The organism is Pseudomonas sp. BIGb0164, from assembly GCF_024810135.1.
Taxonomy (GTDB): Bacteria; Pseudomonadota; Gammaproteobacteria; order Pseudomonadales; family Pseudomonadaceae; genus Aquipseudomonas.
The window spans coordinates 44233-59675 of sequence record NZ_JANUEA010000011.1 but is presented as its reverse complement, the minus strand read 5'-3'; the positions used below and the strand labels follow the sequence as shown (position 1 = coordinate 59675).

Genomic DNA, 15443 nt, shown 5'->3' with positions numbered 1-15443 from the left:
CCGTACATGCAGTTACGACCACTTGTTTTGCTCGCCCTGTTCAGTGTCCTGGTCGCCTGCAGCAGCGAAGCCCCCAAGCCAACCACCCCTCAACCGACGCCCGCCCAGGAGAAAAAAGTCCCGGGCATTGAAGACCTCGGCCCGTTGCCGGCGTATCAGCGTGAAATCAACGGCACCCTCAATGGCGTGCCTGCCGGTGCCGAAGTCGAACTGGCGCTGCTGGTGATCGATGACCGCTCGCGCCCGCAACAACTGCTCGCCAGCAGCGTGCTGACCGGCAACGGCAAGCCCCTGGCCTTCCGCTTGCGCTTCAACCCTGAAGCCTTCCCGGCCGGTGCCCGCGTTGAACTGCGTGGCCGCGCCAGCCAGTCCGGCCAGTTGATCCTGCACCTGCCTGCGGTGCGCATCACCCAGGCGATCACCCAGAGCACCGGCCCTCTGCAACTCGTCCCGGCACCATGACGCCACCGCTGGGCCTGCAACGTGCGCTCAGTGAGCTGATCGGCGACGCTCACTTGGTGCCCTGCCCGCTGCCGGGCACCGAGCTGTCGTTGTGGCTGCTGGACGCCGACAACATGGACCGCGCCTTCAGCTCCGAAGAAACCCGGCGCATCCTGCATGAACCGCCCTACTGGAGCTTTTGCTGGGCCAGTGGTTTGGCGCTGGCGAGGTATCTGGCGGCGAATCCTGAGTGGGTTGCCGGCAAGCGCGTGCTGGATTTCGGCGCGGGTTCTGGCGTGGCGGGGATTGCCGCCGTCAAAGCCGGCGCGCTGGAAGTGGTGGCCTGCGACCTGGACCCATTGGCGCTGGCATCCTGCCGGGCGAATGCCGAGCTTAACGGTGTGGCGTTGGGTTACTCGGACGATTTTTTCGCCGAGGCTGACCGCTTCGATTTGATCCTGGTGGCGGACGTGCTCTACGACCGGGCTAACCTGCCACTGCTGGATCAGTTTCTCACTCGCGGCCGAGAGGCGCTGGTGGCAGATTCACGGGTGCGGGACTTTCAGCACCCGGATTATCGGCGGCTGGAGATCCTGGACGCGCTGACGCTGCCGGATCTGGCTGAGCCTTGGGAGTTTCGCAAGGTGAGCCTGTACCATTCGCGCCGTGCTTGAAAGCACCTGTAGTGAGCGGGCTTGCCCCGCGCAGCGGTGTGTCAGGTTAGCCTGAGGCGCCTGGTCGATTGCGGCGCGGGGCACGCCCGCTCACTACATTTCCCTGGCGCTTCCGATAGCCCTCGCCAGCCCTTATAGTTGCCCCCATTCCCGCTTTATTCGAGACGCCCCATGAGTGAGCCCACGCCGTACATCTTCGATGTCACCACCGCTACCTTCGATCAGGCGGTGATCGAGAACTCGTTCCACAAACCTGTGCTGGTGGACTTCTGGGCCGAGTGGTGCGCGCCGTGCAAGGCGTTGATGCCGTTGCTGGCGCAGATTGCCGAGAGTTATCAAGGCGAGTTGTTGCTGGCCAAGGTCGATTGCGAGGCCGAGCAGGACATCGTTGCGCGCTTCGGTATTCGCAGCCTGCCGACGGTGGTGCTGTTCAAGGATGGCCAGCCGGTGGACGGGTTTGCCGGTGCGCAACCGGAATCGGCGGTGCGGGCGATGCTGGAGCCCCATGTACAGATGCCACCACCGGCAGCAGCGGACCCGCTGGAGCAAGCCCAGGCACTGTTTGCCGATGGCCGCATCAGCGATGCCGAAGCCGTGCTGGTGGCCTTGCTGGGTGAGGACAACACCAACGCCGGCGCATTGATCCTTTACGCACGCTGCCTCGCCGAACGCGGTGAACTGGGCGAAGCCCAGACCGTGTTGGACGCCGTGAAGAGCGACGATCACAAAGCCGCCCTCGCCGGCGCCAAGGCGCAGATCACGTTCCTGCGCCAGGCGGCCGACCTGCCAGACGCCGCCGACTTGAAAAGCCGCCTGGCGCAAAACCCGCAAGACGACGAAGCGGCCTATCAGTTGAGCATCCAGCAACTGGCGCGCCAGCAGTACGACGCGGCGCTGGAAGGCCTGCTCAAGCTGTTCATCCGCAACCGCAGCTACAGCGAAGGCTTGCCGCACAAGACCTTGCTGCAGGTGTTCGAACTGCTGGGCAATGATCACCCGTTGGTGACCGTGTACCGCCGCAAGCTGTTTGCCGCGCTGTACTAATCGCCGACCCAGCTGTACAGCGGCGTGTCTGCGCCGCTGGCCACTTTCACGTTTGAACTGTGGCGCAGGCGCACCAGCAGGCGTTTGCCTGAGGCGGCATCGCCGGCCAAGCCTTCCAACTGATCCAGTAACTCCAGGCCGCTAAGCTGCCCGGCGTTGCGCAACAGGTCCTGGGCGTTCTGCCACAAGTCGTCATTCCTCTTGACCGGTGCGGCTGCCGTTGCGGCGGGTACGGGGCCCGCCTGCAATTGCGCGCCCAGGCGTGCCCAATCGCTTTCGTCCAGCTCCAGGGTCAAGTCCACCGGCCAGTCGCCGACGGTTCCACGAATTCGCAACATCGTCCTTCCTCCTGCAGTTTTCTGACAGGCATGCTCCCACGCGGCTTGCGCAACGCCAAGCGGGCGGTCAAACTCTGGCACTATTGTTATAAGATCACATAACAAAACTTTCATGTTCTGGAGCCTTCTCATGCGCCGTCTGTTGCTCGCTTTGCCGTTTGCCCTACTGCCACTGGCTATCGCCCACGCCGCTGACGAACATGAACACGAGCACGGCAGCCTCGGCGCCCACGAACACGGCGTCGGCCGCCTGAATGCCGTGCTCGATGGCCAGGCCCTGGAGCTTGAACTGGACAGCCCGGCGATGAACCTGGTGGGCTTCGAACACCTGGCCACCACCCCGGCCGACAAAGCCAAGGTCGCTGCCGCGCGTAAACAACTGGAAAACCCGCTCGCCCTGTTCAACCTGCCCAAGGGCGCCGGTTGCGTGGTCAGCACCCAGGAGCTCAACAGCCCGCTGTTCGGCGACAAGCCGGAAGCCGACCATGACGACGATGATGATGACCACGACCACGACGCCAAAGACAGCGCCCACGAGCATCATCACGATCACAGCGAAATCCACGCCCACTACCAATTCACGTGCGCCACGCCGACTGCGCTGAGCAACCTCGACCTGACCCAGGTGTTCAAGACCTTCCCTGCCACCCAGAAAATTCAGGTACAACTGATCGGCCCAAGCGGCCAGCAAGGTGTGCAAGCCACGGCACAGGCCGCTACCCTGAAATTCTGATGTAAGCCTGTAGGAGCCGGCTTGCCGGTGATGGCATCACCACGGTGTGCCTGATGCACCGCAGCGATGCCATCGCCGGCAAGCCAGCTCCCACAGGGGTCCAACCCAGCCAGCAGGCGAATTTGATTTCACATGACTCAAGCACTGATCGAACTGTCTGACCTGGCCTTCAACTGGCCCGGTCACCCACAGTTGCTGGACATCCCCGCGTTCCGCCTGGAAGCCGGGGAAACCCTGTTTCTCAAAGGCCCCAGCGGCAGTGGAAAAACCACGTTGCTGGGCCTGCTCGGTGGCGTGCAAAAACCTACGCGGGGCAGCATCCGCCTGCTCGGCCAACAGCTGACCGAGCTGTCGGCCGGCGCCCGCGACCGCTTTCGCGTCGACCACACCGGCTACATCTTCCAGCAGTTCAACCTGCTGCCGTTTCTGTCGGTGCGTGAAAACGTCGAGTTGCCGTGCCACTTCTCCAAGCTGCGAGCACAACGGGCGAAGCAGCGTCACGGCAGTGTCGACAAAGCTGCCGCCGCCTTGCTCGCGCACCTGGGGTTGAAAGACAAGGACCTGCTGGAGCGCCGCGCCGACTCGCTGTCCATCGGCCAGCAGCAACGGGTGGCCGCCGCCCGCGCGTTGATCGGCCAGCCGGAACTGGTGATCGCCGACGAGCCCACCTCGGCCCTGGACTACGACGCCCGCGAAGCCTTCCTGCAACTGTTGTTCGCCGAATGCCGCGAAGCCGGCGCCAGCCTGTTGTTCGTCAGCCACGACCAGAGCCTGGCCTCGCTGTTCGACCGTAACCTGTCGCTGGCCGAACTCAATCGCGCCGCCACGCCCGCAGAGGTTTGAGATGTATCTGTTCCGTCTAGCCATGGCCAGCCTGGCTAACCGCCGCTTTACCGCGATCCTCACCGCGTTCGCCATCGCGCTGTCAGTCTGTTTGCTGCTTGCCGTGGAGCGTGTGCGCACTGAGGCACGCAACAGTTTTGCCAGCACCATCAGCGGCACCGACCTGATCGTCGGCGCGCGCTCCGGCTCCGTGAACCTGCTGCTGTACTCGGTGTTTCGTATCGGCAACGCCACCAACAACATTCGCTGGGACAGCTTCGAGCATTTCGCCGCCAGCCCCCAGGTGAAATGGGCGATCCCGATTTCCCTCGGTGACTCCCACCGCGGCTACCGCGTGATGGGCACCAACGAATCCTACTTCGAGCATTACCAGTACGGCCGCAAGCAAAACCTCGAACTGGCCAGCGGCCGCGCCTTCGCTACCGACCCCTTCGAGGTGGTGCTCGGCGCCGAAGTAGCGGACGCACTGCATTACAAACTCGGCGACAAGCTGGTGCTGGCCCACGGTGTCGCCGTGGTCAGCCTGGTGAAACACGACGACAAACCCTTCACCGTGGTCGGCATCCTCAAGCGCACCGGCACGCCGGTGGACCGCACGCTGCACATCAGTCTCGGCGGCATGGAAGCCATCCATATCGATTGGCACAACGGCGTGCCGGCCCAGGGCAAAGGCCGCATCAGTGCCGACCAGGCCCGCAACATGGACCTCACGCCGCAAGCTATCACCGCGTTCATGCTCGGGCTGAACAACAAGATTTCCACCTTCGCCCTGCAACGGGAAATCAATGAATTCCGTGGCGAGCCGATGCTGGCGATCTTGCCGGGCGTGGCGCTGCAAGAGCTGTGGAGCATGATGGGCACCGCCGAAAAAGCGCTGTTCGTGATCTCGCTGTTCGTGGTGCTGACCGGCCTGATCGGCATGCTCACGGCGATCCTCACCAGCCTCAACGAGCGCCGCCGCGAGATGGCGATTTTGCGTTCGGTGGGCGCCCGCCCGTGGCACATCGCGACGTTGCTGATCTTTGAAGCGTTCGCCCTGGCCCTGTCCGGCGTGGTCGCAGGCGTGGGGCTTCTGTATGTGTGCATCGCCGCCTCACGTGGCTACCTGCAGGCCAACTACGGACTGGACCTGCCGATGTCGTGGCCCAGCGAATATGAATGGACACTGCTCGCCGGTATCCTGGCCGCCGCGCTGTTGATGGGCGCCGTGCCCGCGTGGCGTGCCTACCGACAATCCCTGGCCGACGGCCTGTCCATACGTTTATGAGGAAGGCTTCGATGCGTCGTGCGCTGTTTGCGTTGCTGTTGCTGGTGGGCGTGCCTGCCTGGGCTGATGAGCAGCCCAAGGACCTGTCGTGGCAGGAGATGATCCCGCCGGACGCGCCGCCGGAAATCCCCAACATGAAACCGTTGCACGACCTGTCGAACATGGCCGATGCGTTGTCCGTCGAGTCGGCGCCAGCGGCCAAGCAGGACTTGCCCAACGCGCCGGTGGTGCAGAGCCTCGACGGCCAGCACATCCGCCTGCCGGGCTATATCGTGCCGCTGGAAGTCAGTGAAGAAGGCCGCACCACCGAGTTTCTGTTGGTGCCGTATTTCGGCGCGTGCATCCATGTACCGCCACCGCCGTCGAACCAGATCGTGCATGTCAAAAGCGAAGTCGGGGTGAAACTCGATGAGCTGTACCAGCCGTATTGGATCGAGGGTTCGATGCAGGTCAAGCCATCCACCAGCGAACTCGCGGACGCCGGTTACCAGATGGATGCCGAGAAGATTTACATCTACGAACTGCCGGAATAGCGCTGATCGCCCTTTCATTGAGCTGAGTCAAAAGATCGAGTGGAACGATCTTTACCATTGGACGTACAACTTTTAACGTCCTTTTGGAGCTCCCATGAACAAGTCCCTGCTCGGCGCGTCCCTCTTCGCGCTCGCCCTCATCGCCCCTGCCGCACACGCTCACGAAGCGGGCGACATTCTGATTCGTGCCGGTGCAATCACCGTGAATCCGAAGGCCGACAGCGGTCACGTGAAGGTTGACCAGGGTCCATTGGCGGGCGCCAACCTGGGCGGCAAGGCGACCATGAGCAGCGACACTCAGCTGGGTTTGAACTTCGCCTACATGCTGACCAACCACGTGGGTATCGAGCTGCTGGCCGCCACCCCGTTCGAGCATGACGTGAAGATCAAGAACACCGCCCTCGGCGCCGCCAACGGCAAGCTCGGCACCCTGAAACACCTGCCGCCGACCCTGAGCGTCGTGTACTACCCACTGGACAACAAGTCGGCCTTCCAGCCGTACGTGGGCGCCGGTATCAACTACACCTGGATCTACGACGAACACGTCGGCAGCCGTGCTCAGAGCGCAGGCTTCAGCAACTTCAAGGCTGAGAACTCCTGGGGCTGGGCCGCGCAGATCGGCGCCGACTACATGATCAACGACAAGTGGATGATCAACGCCCAGGCGCGTTACATCGACATCAGCACCAAGGCGACGGTGGACAACAACGCACTGGGCCAAGGCACTCGCGCCAAAGTGAACGTGGACGTCGACCCGATGGTTTACATGGTGGGTATCGGCTACAAGTTCTGATGCACTAACCAACAGCACAAAACCAACGTGGGAGCGGGCTTGTGTGGGAGCTGGCTTGCCTGCGATAGCATCACCCTGGTCTGCCTGACAGACCGAGGTGCTTGTATCGCGGGCAAGTCGAGGCGTCGAACCGCCAGCTCCCACACAAGCCCGCTCCCACATTGGGGTCTATGTTTCTTCAGCTGTGGCGGTAGAAACGATCCAGCAACGCCGGCAACCCCGCCCGCCACGCCCGTGGCTTGATGCCGAAGGTGTGCAGGATCTTCTTGCACGCCAGCACCGCGTGTTGCGGCTCATCGGCTGCATCCGGCCGGGCCGCGTGGGCCTGGGCAGTGGGTGACTCGATGGCCAGCGGGTGATAGCTGCGCGCTTCGGTCAGAATCGCCTGGCCCAGCGCCAGCGGTGTAGTCGCTTCATGGCCGGCGTAGTGGTAAGTGCCCCACAACGGCGCCGCACAATCGAGCTGCTTGAGCACCGAGATGATCACCCGTGCGGCATCGTCCACCGGCGTCGGGTTGCCGCGACGGTCATCCGCCATCAACAACTCATCCGGCTTCTCGGCCCGGGCCAGGAAGCGCCCGAGGGTGCCGTCCACGCTGTCATCGAGCAACCAGCCAAAACGCAGCAGCACGTGCTGCGGGCAAGTGGCGCGCACGCTCTGCTCGATGCGCCACAGCGCCTGGCCACGCAGGCCCAGGGGTACTGGCTCGTCTTTCTCGCTGTAGGCGGTGGCGCGGGAGCCATCGAACACGCGGTAGCTGGACGGTTGCACCAGGGTGATGTTGTGGTGCTGACACAGCTCGGCCAGGCGTTCGATGGCGAATTCCTGGGCGGCCAAGCGGGTTTCGCTGACCGCTTCGGCCTGGAACCAGTCGAAGTAGTAGGCGAGGTTGATCAACGCATCGGGACGGGTGTCGTCGAGCAGTTGGGTGAGACTCGCGGCATCCCAGCCGTCTTGGGGCGGTTTAGGAGCGAGGAAACCGATGTCTTCCTCTGCACCGAGGCGAATCAGCGCCTGCCCGAGGGCATTCCCGCCGCCCAGTAACATAAGGCGCATTCGCATAGATTGAGCAGGCCCGGTCTGTTGGAACGATGGTTATCTAGGTATTTGTAAGAATCGTTGCATTTTGCGGGTTTGTCGCGCAACCGTCACGGATAAAGTGTGGGGTTGCAACTTGTTGTATCGGGCGGAGTAGCAGGCGGTGCTGGAGAGGTGGATCAGACATTGAGCCTGATGGTGTTATCACCGGCCTCATCGCAGGCAAGCCAGCTCCCACAGGTGAACGGGTTCACACAGCCCAAACTGTGGGAGCCGGGCTTGCCCGCGATGAGGCCAGGTCAGTCAATCTCAATCATTGAGTACGCGGCTGCTCGGTCAGCACCACCGACGCCGGCACCTCTTCATCCGGCTCATCCACCTGTGGCCCGCGCTTGGGCAAAAAAACCTGCTGTGGATAAGTCTGTGCGAACTGCACCTCAGCGCAGTTATCCACAAGCTTTTTCAAGCGCTGGTTAAACGCGCGGCTCACTGCGTATTGGCCACCCGACACGGTGCGGAACTGCGCCGTGAGCACCACGCCGTTGAGGTCCATCTTGTCCACACCAAACACTTCCAGCGGCCCTTGCAGGTTGTACTTGAGGAACACGTCGTCGCGGATCGATTGCCCGGCCTCGCGGATCAGCTCCACCGCCTTGTCCACGTCGGTGTCGTAGGTGAACTGCACCGAGAAGAACGCATAGGCAAACTGCCGGGACTGATTGGTGACCGCCTTGATCTGCCCAAACGGCACCGAGTGCACAAACCCCTTGCCATCGCGCAGGCGCAGGGTGCGGATGGTCAGGCCTTCGACAGTGCCGGCATGCCCGGAGTCGAGCACCACCCAGTCGCCGATGGACAGCGTGTCTTCGATGATGATGAACAGGCCGGTGATCACATCTTGCACCAGTTGCTGCGAACCGAAACCAATGGCCAGGCCCACCACGCCGGCACCGGCCAGCAACGGCGCGACGTTGATGCCGAGGTTGGCCATGGTGGTGATCGCGCAGATCACCACCAGGATGATCTTCACCGCATTGCGCACCAGCGGCAGGATGGTTTTTACCCGTGTACTCGGCTGGCGGTTGGAGCGTTTATTCACCGGTGGTTTCAGCGCTTCCTGGATCGCGGTGTCGAGCACCACCCAGAACAGCCAGGTCATCAGCAGGATCAGGCCGATGCTGCTCAGCGAGTCGCTGATCGCCCGGCCCACCGAATTGCGCTGGGCGAACTCAAACAGCGACACGCCCCAGATCCGCCCGAGAATCTCGATAAAGGCGATGGCCATGACAATGCGCAGGATCGCGTGCAACAGGCTGAGAAAACGCTCCTTGTAGGCACTGCTGCGCTGGATCGCCACCTGGCTGCGGGACTTGAACAGGTGTTGCAGCACAGTGCTCAAAAATACCGTGCCGATCAGCAGGATCGTGGTGAACAGCGCGCAGCGCAGCGCCTTCTGGTTATCGTCGCCGGCCCCGATCAGGTTGATCGCCGACACCAGCACCATCAACAGGATCGGCCAGTACCAGAGCCCGGAAAACACCCGCAACGATTGTTGCAGCGCCGGGTGTTTGAGGCGTTGGGCCAGCGGCCGGTTGCGGATCAGATGCGCCACCGGGCGGCGCAGGCGCACCACCAGCACACCGAAGATCACCGCCGCAAACAGGCCGGTGAACACCGCAATGCTGCTGGTGATATTACCGCCGAGCTGGCGGGCGATCTGCGGGCTGGTCAAGGCGTCACTGAGTGCAGCGAGAAAGCCGATCAGGAACAGCGGTTTGGGGCAGTAGCTACGGATGATCCGCACGGCCGGGCGTTTATGGCCGACGTTGAACATGACGATGACGCACAGCAGCATCGACGTGGAAAAAATGCCACTGCTGGTGGCGTAGGCAAAGCATAGCGCCAGCGCGCGGCCCACGGACGTGGGTAAAAAGTGACTGACGTAGAGCGTCAGCGGCAGGCAAATCAGCGCAGGAAGCGTATAGGGCACCACATACCCGAGCACCGCTTGCAGGCGCCCGCGCCGTTCGACAAACGGCCGTCGGCTCAAGCGCTGCACGATAAAACGCCCGAGCAACACCAGCACGGCGAAGGCGCCGATCCACACCCCGGAGAGCAACAAGAAGTCCCCGGCCACGCTCCAGGGCGAGCGTTCGGCGGTCTGGTCGACCAGGCGCCCCACTTCGTCTGCCGCACGGTCGGCACGCAGGCGCCAGGCGTCCACGAGGTTCTGGTTGAGGTCGAGCTTGTCTTGCACGTCGTCGATGCTGGAACTGATGGCGCCGAGCAAACCGCCTTCGACCAGCAGCTCCGGTTTGGCAGGTGCGGCCGTCGCCGGTGCGGGGGTTGCAGCTTGCAGTGCGCCGTTGCCACACAGCAGCAGCACGCCGAGGAGTAATGCAGCTCTTAAATTCAGCAAAACACCGGGCTCCTTCAACAGGGTCTGTAAGGAACTGACGGGATTGAGTCTTGATCGTTCCCCACTTTCGTCATCTTGGGCGTAGGGTTGACCACTGAATCAGTCACCACACAGATCCCGTGTGGGAGCGGGCTTGCTTACGAATGCGGTGGTTCCGCTGATGAATCTATTGACTGACACCCAGCTTTCGCGAGCAAGCCCGCTCCACAGGGGATTTATGCCGCCTGTAAGAACCTGGAAACTTTCCGCCAAAAATCGCAGTCAGCCATAAACGGGGGCCAGGCCCCCACGGTTTTTTCAGGAGCAACCATGGCTGCGAATCCCGACTGGATGCCCACCACACCCAGCATCGCCATCACGCGCTTCACGGTGCTGACGGTCAATATCCACAAGGGCTTCACCGCCCTGAACCGACGCTTCATCCTGCCCGAGCTGCGTGAAGCGGTGCGCAGTGTGGGCGCTGACATGGTGTTCCTGCAGGAAATCCACGGCACCCACGAACGCCACCCCCAGCGCTACAGCGACTGGCCGAACATGCCGCAGTATGAGTTCCTCGCCGACAGCATCTGGCCGCAGTTCGCCTATGGGCGCAACGCGGTCTACCCCCATGGCGACCACGGGAATGCGCTGCTGTCGAAATTCCAGATCGTGCGCTATGACAACCTCGACATTTCCCAGAGCGGCCACGAAAACCGTGGCCTGCTGCATTGCGTACTGCGCTTGCCGGGCACCGGCCAGGAGGTGCATGCGATCTGCATTCACCTGGGCCTGCGCGAGGTGCATCGCCAGCAACAACTGCGCTTGCTGGAACAGCGCATCGGGGAGATCCCGGCCGACGCGCCGCTGGTCGTCGCCGGCGATTTCAACGACTGGCGCCAGCGGGCCGACCTCAGCCAAAGCGGCCTGCGGGAAGTGTTTATCGAGGCTCACGGCAAATTGCCGCGCACTTTCCCCGCGCGCCTGCCGCTGCTGCCCCTGGACCGCATTTATGTGCGCAACGTGAAGGTGCATAACCCCCGGGTGCTGACCACTCGGCCCTGGTCTCACCTGTCCGATCATGTGCCGTTGTCGGTGGAGATCGAGCTATGAACGTTGCCGTCGAACACATCGCCACCGACCAACCACCGGACGAAGCCAAGGCCCGCGATCTGGATTACGGCTGGCAGAGCGGCAACCGCGTCGAGTTGCTGGAGAATGGCGAGGCATACTTCCCCAAGGTGTTCGACGCTATGCGCGGGGCCCAGCGTGAGATCCTGCTGGAGACCTTCATTCTGTTCGAAGACAAGGTCGGCCTAGAGCTGCAAGGCATCCTGATCGACGCAGCGCAGCGTGGGGTCAAGGTGGTGATGAGCCTTGACGGCTTTGGCTGCGGCGAGCTGAGCCCGACCTTTCTGGGTGAGCTGGCGGAAGCCGGGGTAACGGTGCAGATGTTCGATCCGGCGTCCAAGACCTTGGGTGTTCGCACCAACTGGTTTCGCCGCCTGCACCGCAAGATCGTGGTGGTGGATGCCAGCGTGGGGTTTATCGGCGGGATCAATTTTTCGGCCGATCACCTGGGCGATTTCGGCCCCGAGGCCAAGCAGGATTACGCGGTGCAAGTGATCGGCCCGGCCGTGGCCGACCTGCACCATTTTGCCTTGGCGCAAAGTGGTCGCCAGGTGCGCACGCGACGCGGTTGGCGACGGCGCCAGCAACGGCCATCGCCGTGGGCCACCGACAACAGCGACGGCCTGGTACGCCTGATCTACCGAGACAACGTGCAGCACCGCGATGACATCGAAGAGGCCTACATCCACGCCTTGAGCAAGGCGCAAACGCGCGTGGTCATCGCCAACGCCTACTTCTTCCCCGGTTACCGCCTGCTGCGGGAGATCCGCAACGCGGCGCGCCGTGGCGTGCAGGTGCAACTGATCATGCAGGGTCAGCCGGATGTGCTGTTGGCCAAGCTCGCGGCGCGCATGCTCTACGACTACTTGCTCAAGGACGGCGTGGTGATTCACGAATATTGCCAGCGCCCTCTGCACGGCAAAGTCGCGCTGGTGGACGACGAATGGAGCACCGTGGGTTCCAGCAACCTGGACCCGCTGAGCCTGTCGCTGAACCTGGAAGCCAACGTGCTGATTCGCGACCGTGCGTTCAATCAACACCTGTATGAACGCCTGGAAACACTCGCGAAAAATCATTGCCAGACCATGCCGGAAAACCGCACGCCGCGCCTGTGGCTCTGGCGGTTGACCGTGGGTTTCCTGGTGTTTCATGTGATGCGCCACTTCCCGGCATTGACCGGTTGGCTGCCGGCGCACAAACCACGCTTGAAACCCGTCGGGAGCCAGGCCCATGAGCAGTGAATCCAGGTTCAAGCGCTGGAAGAAACCCCTGACCCTGGTGTTCTTCCTGCTGCTGATCGTGCTGTTCACCCTGCTCGCCCGGCGCATCGACTGGAGCGAAGTGGTGCAGACCCTGGGCGACTTCAAGCTGCGCACGTTGCTGATCGCAGGCGCCTTGACGCTGTGCAGTTTCCTTGTGTACGCCAGCTTCGACCTGATTGGCCGCACCTACATCCGCCAGCCCCTGGGCTGGAAGCAGATCCTGCCGGTGGGGGTCATCAGCTATGCGTTCAACCTCAACCTGAGCGCGTGGGTAGGCGGCATCGCCATGCGCTATCGGCTGTATTCGCGGCTGGGGGTGAGCACCGGCAATATCGCCAAAATCCTCGGCCTGAGCCTGGCGACCAACTGGTTTGGCTACATGGCGTTGGCCGGGGTGGTATTCAGTAGCGGGCTGGTGACCATGCCCCCAGGCTGGAAGGTCAGCACCGTTGCGTTGCAGGGCATTGGTGCATTGTTGGTGTTGGCGAGCCTGGGTTATCTGGCGGCGTGCCAGTTTTCAAAGAAGCGCGCATGGTCGATTCGCGGCATGGAAATCAACCTGCCATCGGTGCGCATGGCCTGCCTGCAACTGGCGCTGGGCGCGCTGAACTGGTCGCTGATGGCGGCGGTGATTTTCACCCTGTTGCCGGCCAAGCTGGATTATCCGTTGGTGCTGGGGGTTTTGCTGATCAGCGCCATTGCCGGAGTGGTCACGCATATTCCGGCCGGGCTGGGCGTGCTGGAGGCGGTGTTTATCGGGCTGTTGCAGCATGAGGCGTCACGGGGGAGTTTGCTGGCGGGGTTGATTGCCTACCGGGCGATCTACTTTATTTTGCCGTTGCTGATCACGCTGGTGATGTACCTGGTGGTGGAGGCCAAGGCCAAGGCGTTGCGGGTGAAGAAGGCACCGGCTTGAAAGGGTGTTGACGGGTTAATCGCCATCGCAGGCAAGCCAGCTCCCACAGTTGAAAGTATTCACAATTCAAAAGGTGTGAAACCCAATCAAATGTGGGAGCTGGCTTGCCTGCGATGGCGATCTCAAGAGCACAAAACTATCGAGACTGGATAATGCTCAACCGCTCCCCGACCACCATCTCGGTAATCCAATCCACCAGAATCGACGTATAAGCCTGCTGCGACACTGGATCGCTGAGCGCATGGTCGGCGCCATCGATAATGCGGTGGGTCAGCGAGTGCGTCTGCTGGCACGCCGCGCGGTAGCTCATGATGGTGGCGTGGGGCACGTGGTCATCAGACTCCGACTCCACGATCAACACATCACCGGTAAACGCCGAACACGCGTGCAACGCACGATTGGTCTTGGCATGCACCCGTGTGCTGCGGTAATCCATCAAGTCCGCCTTATCCAGGTCCCGCTTGGGCTTGAGCCACTCCTGATCGCGGTACAGCGCCGGCACACGCAGCGCCAGCCAGCGTACCGGGCGCAATGATGTGAGGATCGCCGCCAGGTAACCGCCATAACTGGTGCCCACCACCGCGACCGCCGAGGTGTCGATGGCCGGGTGAGACAGCAGCCGGTCGTAGGCCGCGAGCAGGTCGCGCAGGTTGTCTTCACGGGTCACGCGGGACAGCGGAATACCGGTGCCCGCATGACCGCGCAGGTCGAACGTGAGGCACACGCACCCCAGACCCGCAATGCCTTTGGCGCGTTCCAGGTCGCGCTCTTGGCTGCCGCCCCAGCCGTGCACGAACAACACGCCGGGCACTTTGGACTTGGGGCTCAGGAAGGTGCCGCTCATCTGTTCGTCGTCGATGTCGATCGCAATGCTTTCACTTCTAGCCGTCATAAGCCTTAACCGTCACATACTTGAGAAGAAAGTCGCTGTTTTGCGCTGGCCCGCGGTAAACCTCAATGGCGTCAGCCGGCAGGGGCTGGTCCAAGTAGGTTTCCACCGAGGCCACCCGGATGGCGCGCAGGCCCGGGTGGTTGATAAAGCTCTGCAGCGCCGCGACTTCCGCGCTGCTGGCCCCGCCCATGCGCCAGGATTGTTCGAGCACGCCGCTGCGGCGTTGGCCGTCGCTGTCCAGGCCTTGGGCGATGTCGTAGTTGCGCCTCGACGCAAAGAAACCGGGGTAGGCCTCATCGGCGGCGTTGTCATAGACGCGGGCTTGTTCGATGGCTTCGCGCACATCGTCGGGCAGTGGTAGGCGCAACAGGTCTTCGTAATAGCCAGGCACCACCAGCAGGTTGGAACCGCCGTAGACGTCCTCGCCCTGCCCGTCTTTTGTGAGGTACTGCTCGCCGCAGTAGCTGAACACGTGATCGCCGATGAAGCTCTGGCCGACGCTGTGGGTGACCACATCGCTCAGGTCTCGCTCCAGCACCACGCCGTCGTCGAACAGGCGCGCGCTGTCTGGACGTGCCAGCACGGCCTCGAATTCGTCGAGATTGTGGATAACTTCCTGGCCACGTCCGGCGCACCCATGCACCGGTTTCAAGCGGATGGGGCCGCTGTTGAGCAGATGCATGGCCGCTGGCCGGGCGTCGTCGAGGGCGAAGACGCTCAGGCCGTCGAGCACAACAGGCCGTACTCGCTCGCAAAACAACGGCGACCAGCCTTCGGGCGCCTTGGCGCCTGGGCCCAGCAGGCCGTGACTGATGGCCTTGGTGCAGATGAAGTCGTGCTCGACGTAGCCGCCCCACAGGTCTTGCGGCCCTTTGATATTGAGCTGGCGCGCTTGCTCAGCACCCACCAAGGTTTGCGTGGGGAGCAAGTACAACTCACGGCCGGCATGCCGACCGGGGTCATAACTGCCGCCGAATTTGAGCCCGAGAATCTGCGCCAGCCAGCGCGCCAGGGCGAGGTTGGTCTGAACCTCGTGCAATGGCGCGCCCTCCCGCGTGGAGTGAGCAACGACGAGCTTTTTACGTTGAGTCGGGGTCATGCGTCCCCCTTGGCTATCCCGCCCTGTGTGTGAGGGGAAAGTT

Annotated in this window: 16 protein-coding genes; 11 read left to right on the top strand and 5 right to left on the bottom strand. The window is 62.6% G+C overall.

Annotated elements, in window-relative coordinates; translation table 11 throughout:
* Positions 1–6: 6 nt before the first annotated feature.
* The 3 genes from M2394_RS25925 (at position 7) to trxA (ending at position 2159) form a co-directional block, all read left to right on the top strand.
* Complete coding sequence (locus tag M2394_RS25925; RefSeq protein ID WP_178924275.1) at positions 7–462, top strand: YbaY family lipoprotein; 456 nt, start codon at positions 7–9, stop codon at positions 460–462.
* Positions 459–1115: a methyltransferase gene (locus tag M2394_RS25920; RefSeq protein WP_259175069.1), complete on the top strand. Its 657-nt coding sequence runs from the start codon at positions 459–461 to the stop codon at positions 1113–1115. Before M2394_RS25925 ends, M2394_RS25920 begins: the two co-directional genes overlap by 4 nt.
* Before the next feature lie 171 nt (positions 1116–1286).
* The gene (gene trxA / locus M2394_RS25915; RefSeq protein WP_178924271.1) at positions 1287–2159 is read left to right on the top strand and encodes a thioredoxin; all 873 of its coding nucleotides are present in this window, start codon (positions 1287–1289) and stop codon (positions 2157–2159) included.
* Here trxA and M2394_RS25910 read toward each other — a convergent pair.
* The gene (locus tag M2394_RS25910) at positions 2156–2497 is read right to left on the bottom strand and encodes a hypothetical protein (RefSeq protein ID WP_178924269.1); all 342 of its coding nucleotides are present in this window, start codon (positions 2495–2497) and stop codon (positions 2156–2158) included. The two genes, trxA and M2394_RS25910, sit on opposite strands and share 4 nt — an antisense overlap.
* 130 nt (positions 2498–2627) lie before the next feature.
* Between M2394_RS25910 and M2394_RS25905 the strand changes: the two genes are divergently transcribed.
* The 5 genes from M2394_RS25905 (at position 2628) to M2394_RS25885 (ending at position 6666) form a co-directional block, all read left to right on the top strand.
* Positions 2628–3230 carry a DUF2796 domain-containing protein gene (locus M2394_RS25905; RefSeq protein ID WP_259175068.1) on the top strand — a complete coding sequence of 201 codons (603 nt, stop codon included), beginning with the start codon at positions 2628–2630 and terminating at the stop codon, positions 3228–3230.
* Positions 3231–3362: 132 nt separating this feature from the next.
* Positions 3363–4073: an ABC transporter ATP-binding protein gene (locus M2394_RS25900; protein ID WP_176999271.1), complete on the top strand. Its 711-nt coding sequence runs from the start codon at positions 3363–3365 to the stop codon at positions 4071–4073.
* A gap of 1 nt (position 4074) precedes the next feature.
* A complete protein-coding gene (locus M2394_RS25895) occupies positions 4075–5340 on the top strand; it encodes an ABC transporter permease (RefSeq protein ID WP_178924267.1) in 1266 nt (421 codons plus the stop codon).
* Between the two features lie 11 nt (positions 5341–5351).
* Entirely contained in the window at positions 5352–5873 is a 522-nt protein-coding gene (locus tag M2394_RS25890) for a DUF3299 domain-containing protein (protein ID WP_178924265.1), read from the top strand.
* Between the two features lie 94 nt (positions 5874–5967).
* Complete coding sequence (locus tag M2394_RS25885) at positions 5968–6666, top strand: OmpW family protein (RefSeq protein ID WP_176999268.1); 699 nt, start codon at positions 5968–5970, stop codon at positions 6664–6666.
* Between the two features lie 178 nt (positions 6667–6844).
* On the opposite strand, the gene M2394_RS25880 is transcribed toward M2394_RS25885, so the two are convergent.
* Entirely contained in the window at positions 6845–7729 is an 885-nt protein-coding gene (locus tag M2394_RS25880) for a sugar nucleotide-binding protein (RefSeq protein ID WP_176999267.1), read from the bottom strand.
* Positions 7730–8018: 289 nt separating this feature from the next.
* Positions 8019–10124 (bottom strand): mechanosensitive ion channel family protein, encoded by a 2106-nt coding sequence (locus M2394_RS25875; protein ID WP_259175065.1) that lies wholly within the window; start codon positions 10122–10124, stop codon positions 8019–8021.
* 309 nt (positions 10125–10433) lie between these two features.
* Here M2394_RS25875 and M2394_RS25870 point away from each other — a divergent pair, with 309 nt between their 5' ends.
* The 3 genes from M2394_RS25870 to M2394_RS25860 are packed head-to-tail and all read left to right on the top strand — an operon-like array spanning position 10434 to position 13409.
* Positions 10434–11213 carry an endonuclease/exonuclease/phosphatase family protein gene (locus tag M2394_RS25870; protein ID WP_178924261.1) on the top strand — a complete coding sequence of 260 codons (780 nt, stop codon included), beginning with the start codon at positions 10434–10436 and terminating at the stop codon, positions 11211–11213.
* Entirely contained in the window at positions 11210–12472 is a 1263-nt protein-coding gene (gene clsB, locus M2394_RS25865) for a cardiolipin synthase ClsB (protein ID WP_259175064.1), read from the top strand. The genes M2394_RS25870 and clsB overlap by 4 nt, the downstream gene beginning before the upstream one ends.
* A complete protein-coding gene (locus M2394_RS25860; RefSeq protein WP_259175063.1) occupies positions 12462–13409 on the top strand; it encodes a lysylphosphatidylglycerol synthase domain-containing protein in 948 nt (315 codons plus the stop codon). Before clsB ends, M2394_RS25860 begins: the two co-directional genes overlap by 11 nt.
* A 136-nt stretch (positions 13410–13545) precedes the next feature.
* Here the strand turns inward: M2394_RS25860 and M2394_RS25855 are convergent, their stop codons facing one another.
* Positions 13546–14301 carry a S9 family peptidase gene (locus M2394_RS25855; protein ID WP_259175062.1) on the bottom strand — a complete coding sequence of 252 codons (756 nt, stop codon included), beginning with the start codon at positions 14299–14301 and terminating at the stop codon, positions 13546–13548.
* Positions 14291–15400 carry a DUF3182 family protein gene (locus tag M2394_RS25850; protein ID WP_259175061.1) on the bottom strand — a complete coding sequence of 370 codons (1110 nt, stop codon included), beginning with the start codon at positions 15398–15400 and terminating at the stop codon, positions 14291–14293. Before M2394_RS25850 ends, M2394_RS25855 begins: the two co-directional genes overlap by 11 nt.
* Positions 15401–15443: the final 43 nt, after the last annotated feature.

Coding starts and splice junctions, on each gene's coding strand:
- M2394_RS25925 (WP_178924275.1), top strand. CDS start 7: ATGCAGTTACGACCACTTGTTTTGCTCGCCCTGTTCAGTGTCCTGGTC.
- M2394_RS25920 (WP_259175069.1), top strand. CDS start 459: ATGACGCCACCGCTGGGCCTGCAACGTGCGCTCAGTGAGCTGATCGGC.
- trxA (WP_178924271.1), top strand. CDS start 1,287: ATGAGTGAGCCCACGCCGTACATCTTCGATGTCACCACCGCTACCTTC.
- M2394_RS25910 (WP_178924269.1), bottom strand. CDS start 2,497: ATGTTGCGAATTCGTGGAACCGTCGGCGACTGGCCGGTGGACTTGACC.
- M2394_RS25905 (WP_259175068.1), top strand. CDS start 2,628: ATGCGCCGTCTGTTGCTCGCTTTGCCGTTTGCCCTACTGCCACTGGCT.
- M2394_RS25900 (WP_176999271.1), top strand. CDS start 3,363: ATGACTCAAGCACTGATCGAACTGTCTGACCTGGCCTTCAACTGGCCC.
- M2394_RS25895 (WP_178924267.1), top strand. CDS start 4,075: ATGTATCTGTTCCGTCTAGCCATGGCCAGCCTGGCTAACCGCCGCTTT.
- M2394_RS25890 (WP_178924265.1), top strand. CDS start 5,352: ATGCGTCGTGCGCTGTTTGCGTTGCTGTTGCTGGTGGGCGTGCCTGCC.
- M2394_RS25885 (WP_176999268.1), top strand. CDS start 5,968: ATGAACAAGTCCCTGCTCGGCGCGTCCCTCTTCGCGCTCGCCCTCATC.
- M2394_RS25880 (WP_176999267.1), bottom strand. CDS start 7,729: ATGCGAATGCGCCTTATGTTACTGGGCGGCGGGAATGCCCTCGGGCAG.
- M2394_RS25870 (WP_178924261.1), top strand. CDS start 10,434: ATGGCTGCGAATCCCGACTGGATGCCCACCACACCCAGCATCGCCATC.
- clsB (WP_259175064.1), top strand. CDS start 11,210: ATGAACGTTGCCGTCGAACACATCGCCACCGACCAACCACCGGACGAA.
- M2394_RS25860 (WP_259175063.1), top strand. CDS start 12,462: ATGAGCAGTGAATCCAGGTTCAAGCGCTGGAAGAAACCCCTGACCCTG.
- M2394_RS25855 (WP_259175062.1), bottom strand. CDS start 14,301: ATGACGGCTAGAAGTGAAAGCATTGCGATCGACATCGACGACGAACAG.
- M2394_RS25850 (WP_259175061.1), bottom strand. CDS start 15,400: ATGACCCCGACTCAACGTAAAAAGCTCGTCGTTGCTCACTCCACGCGG.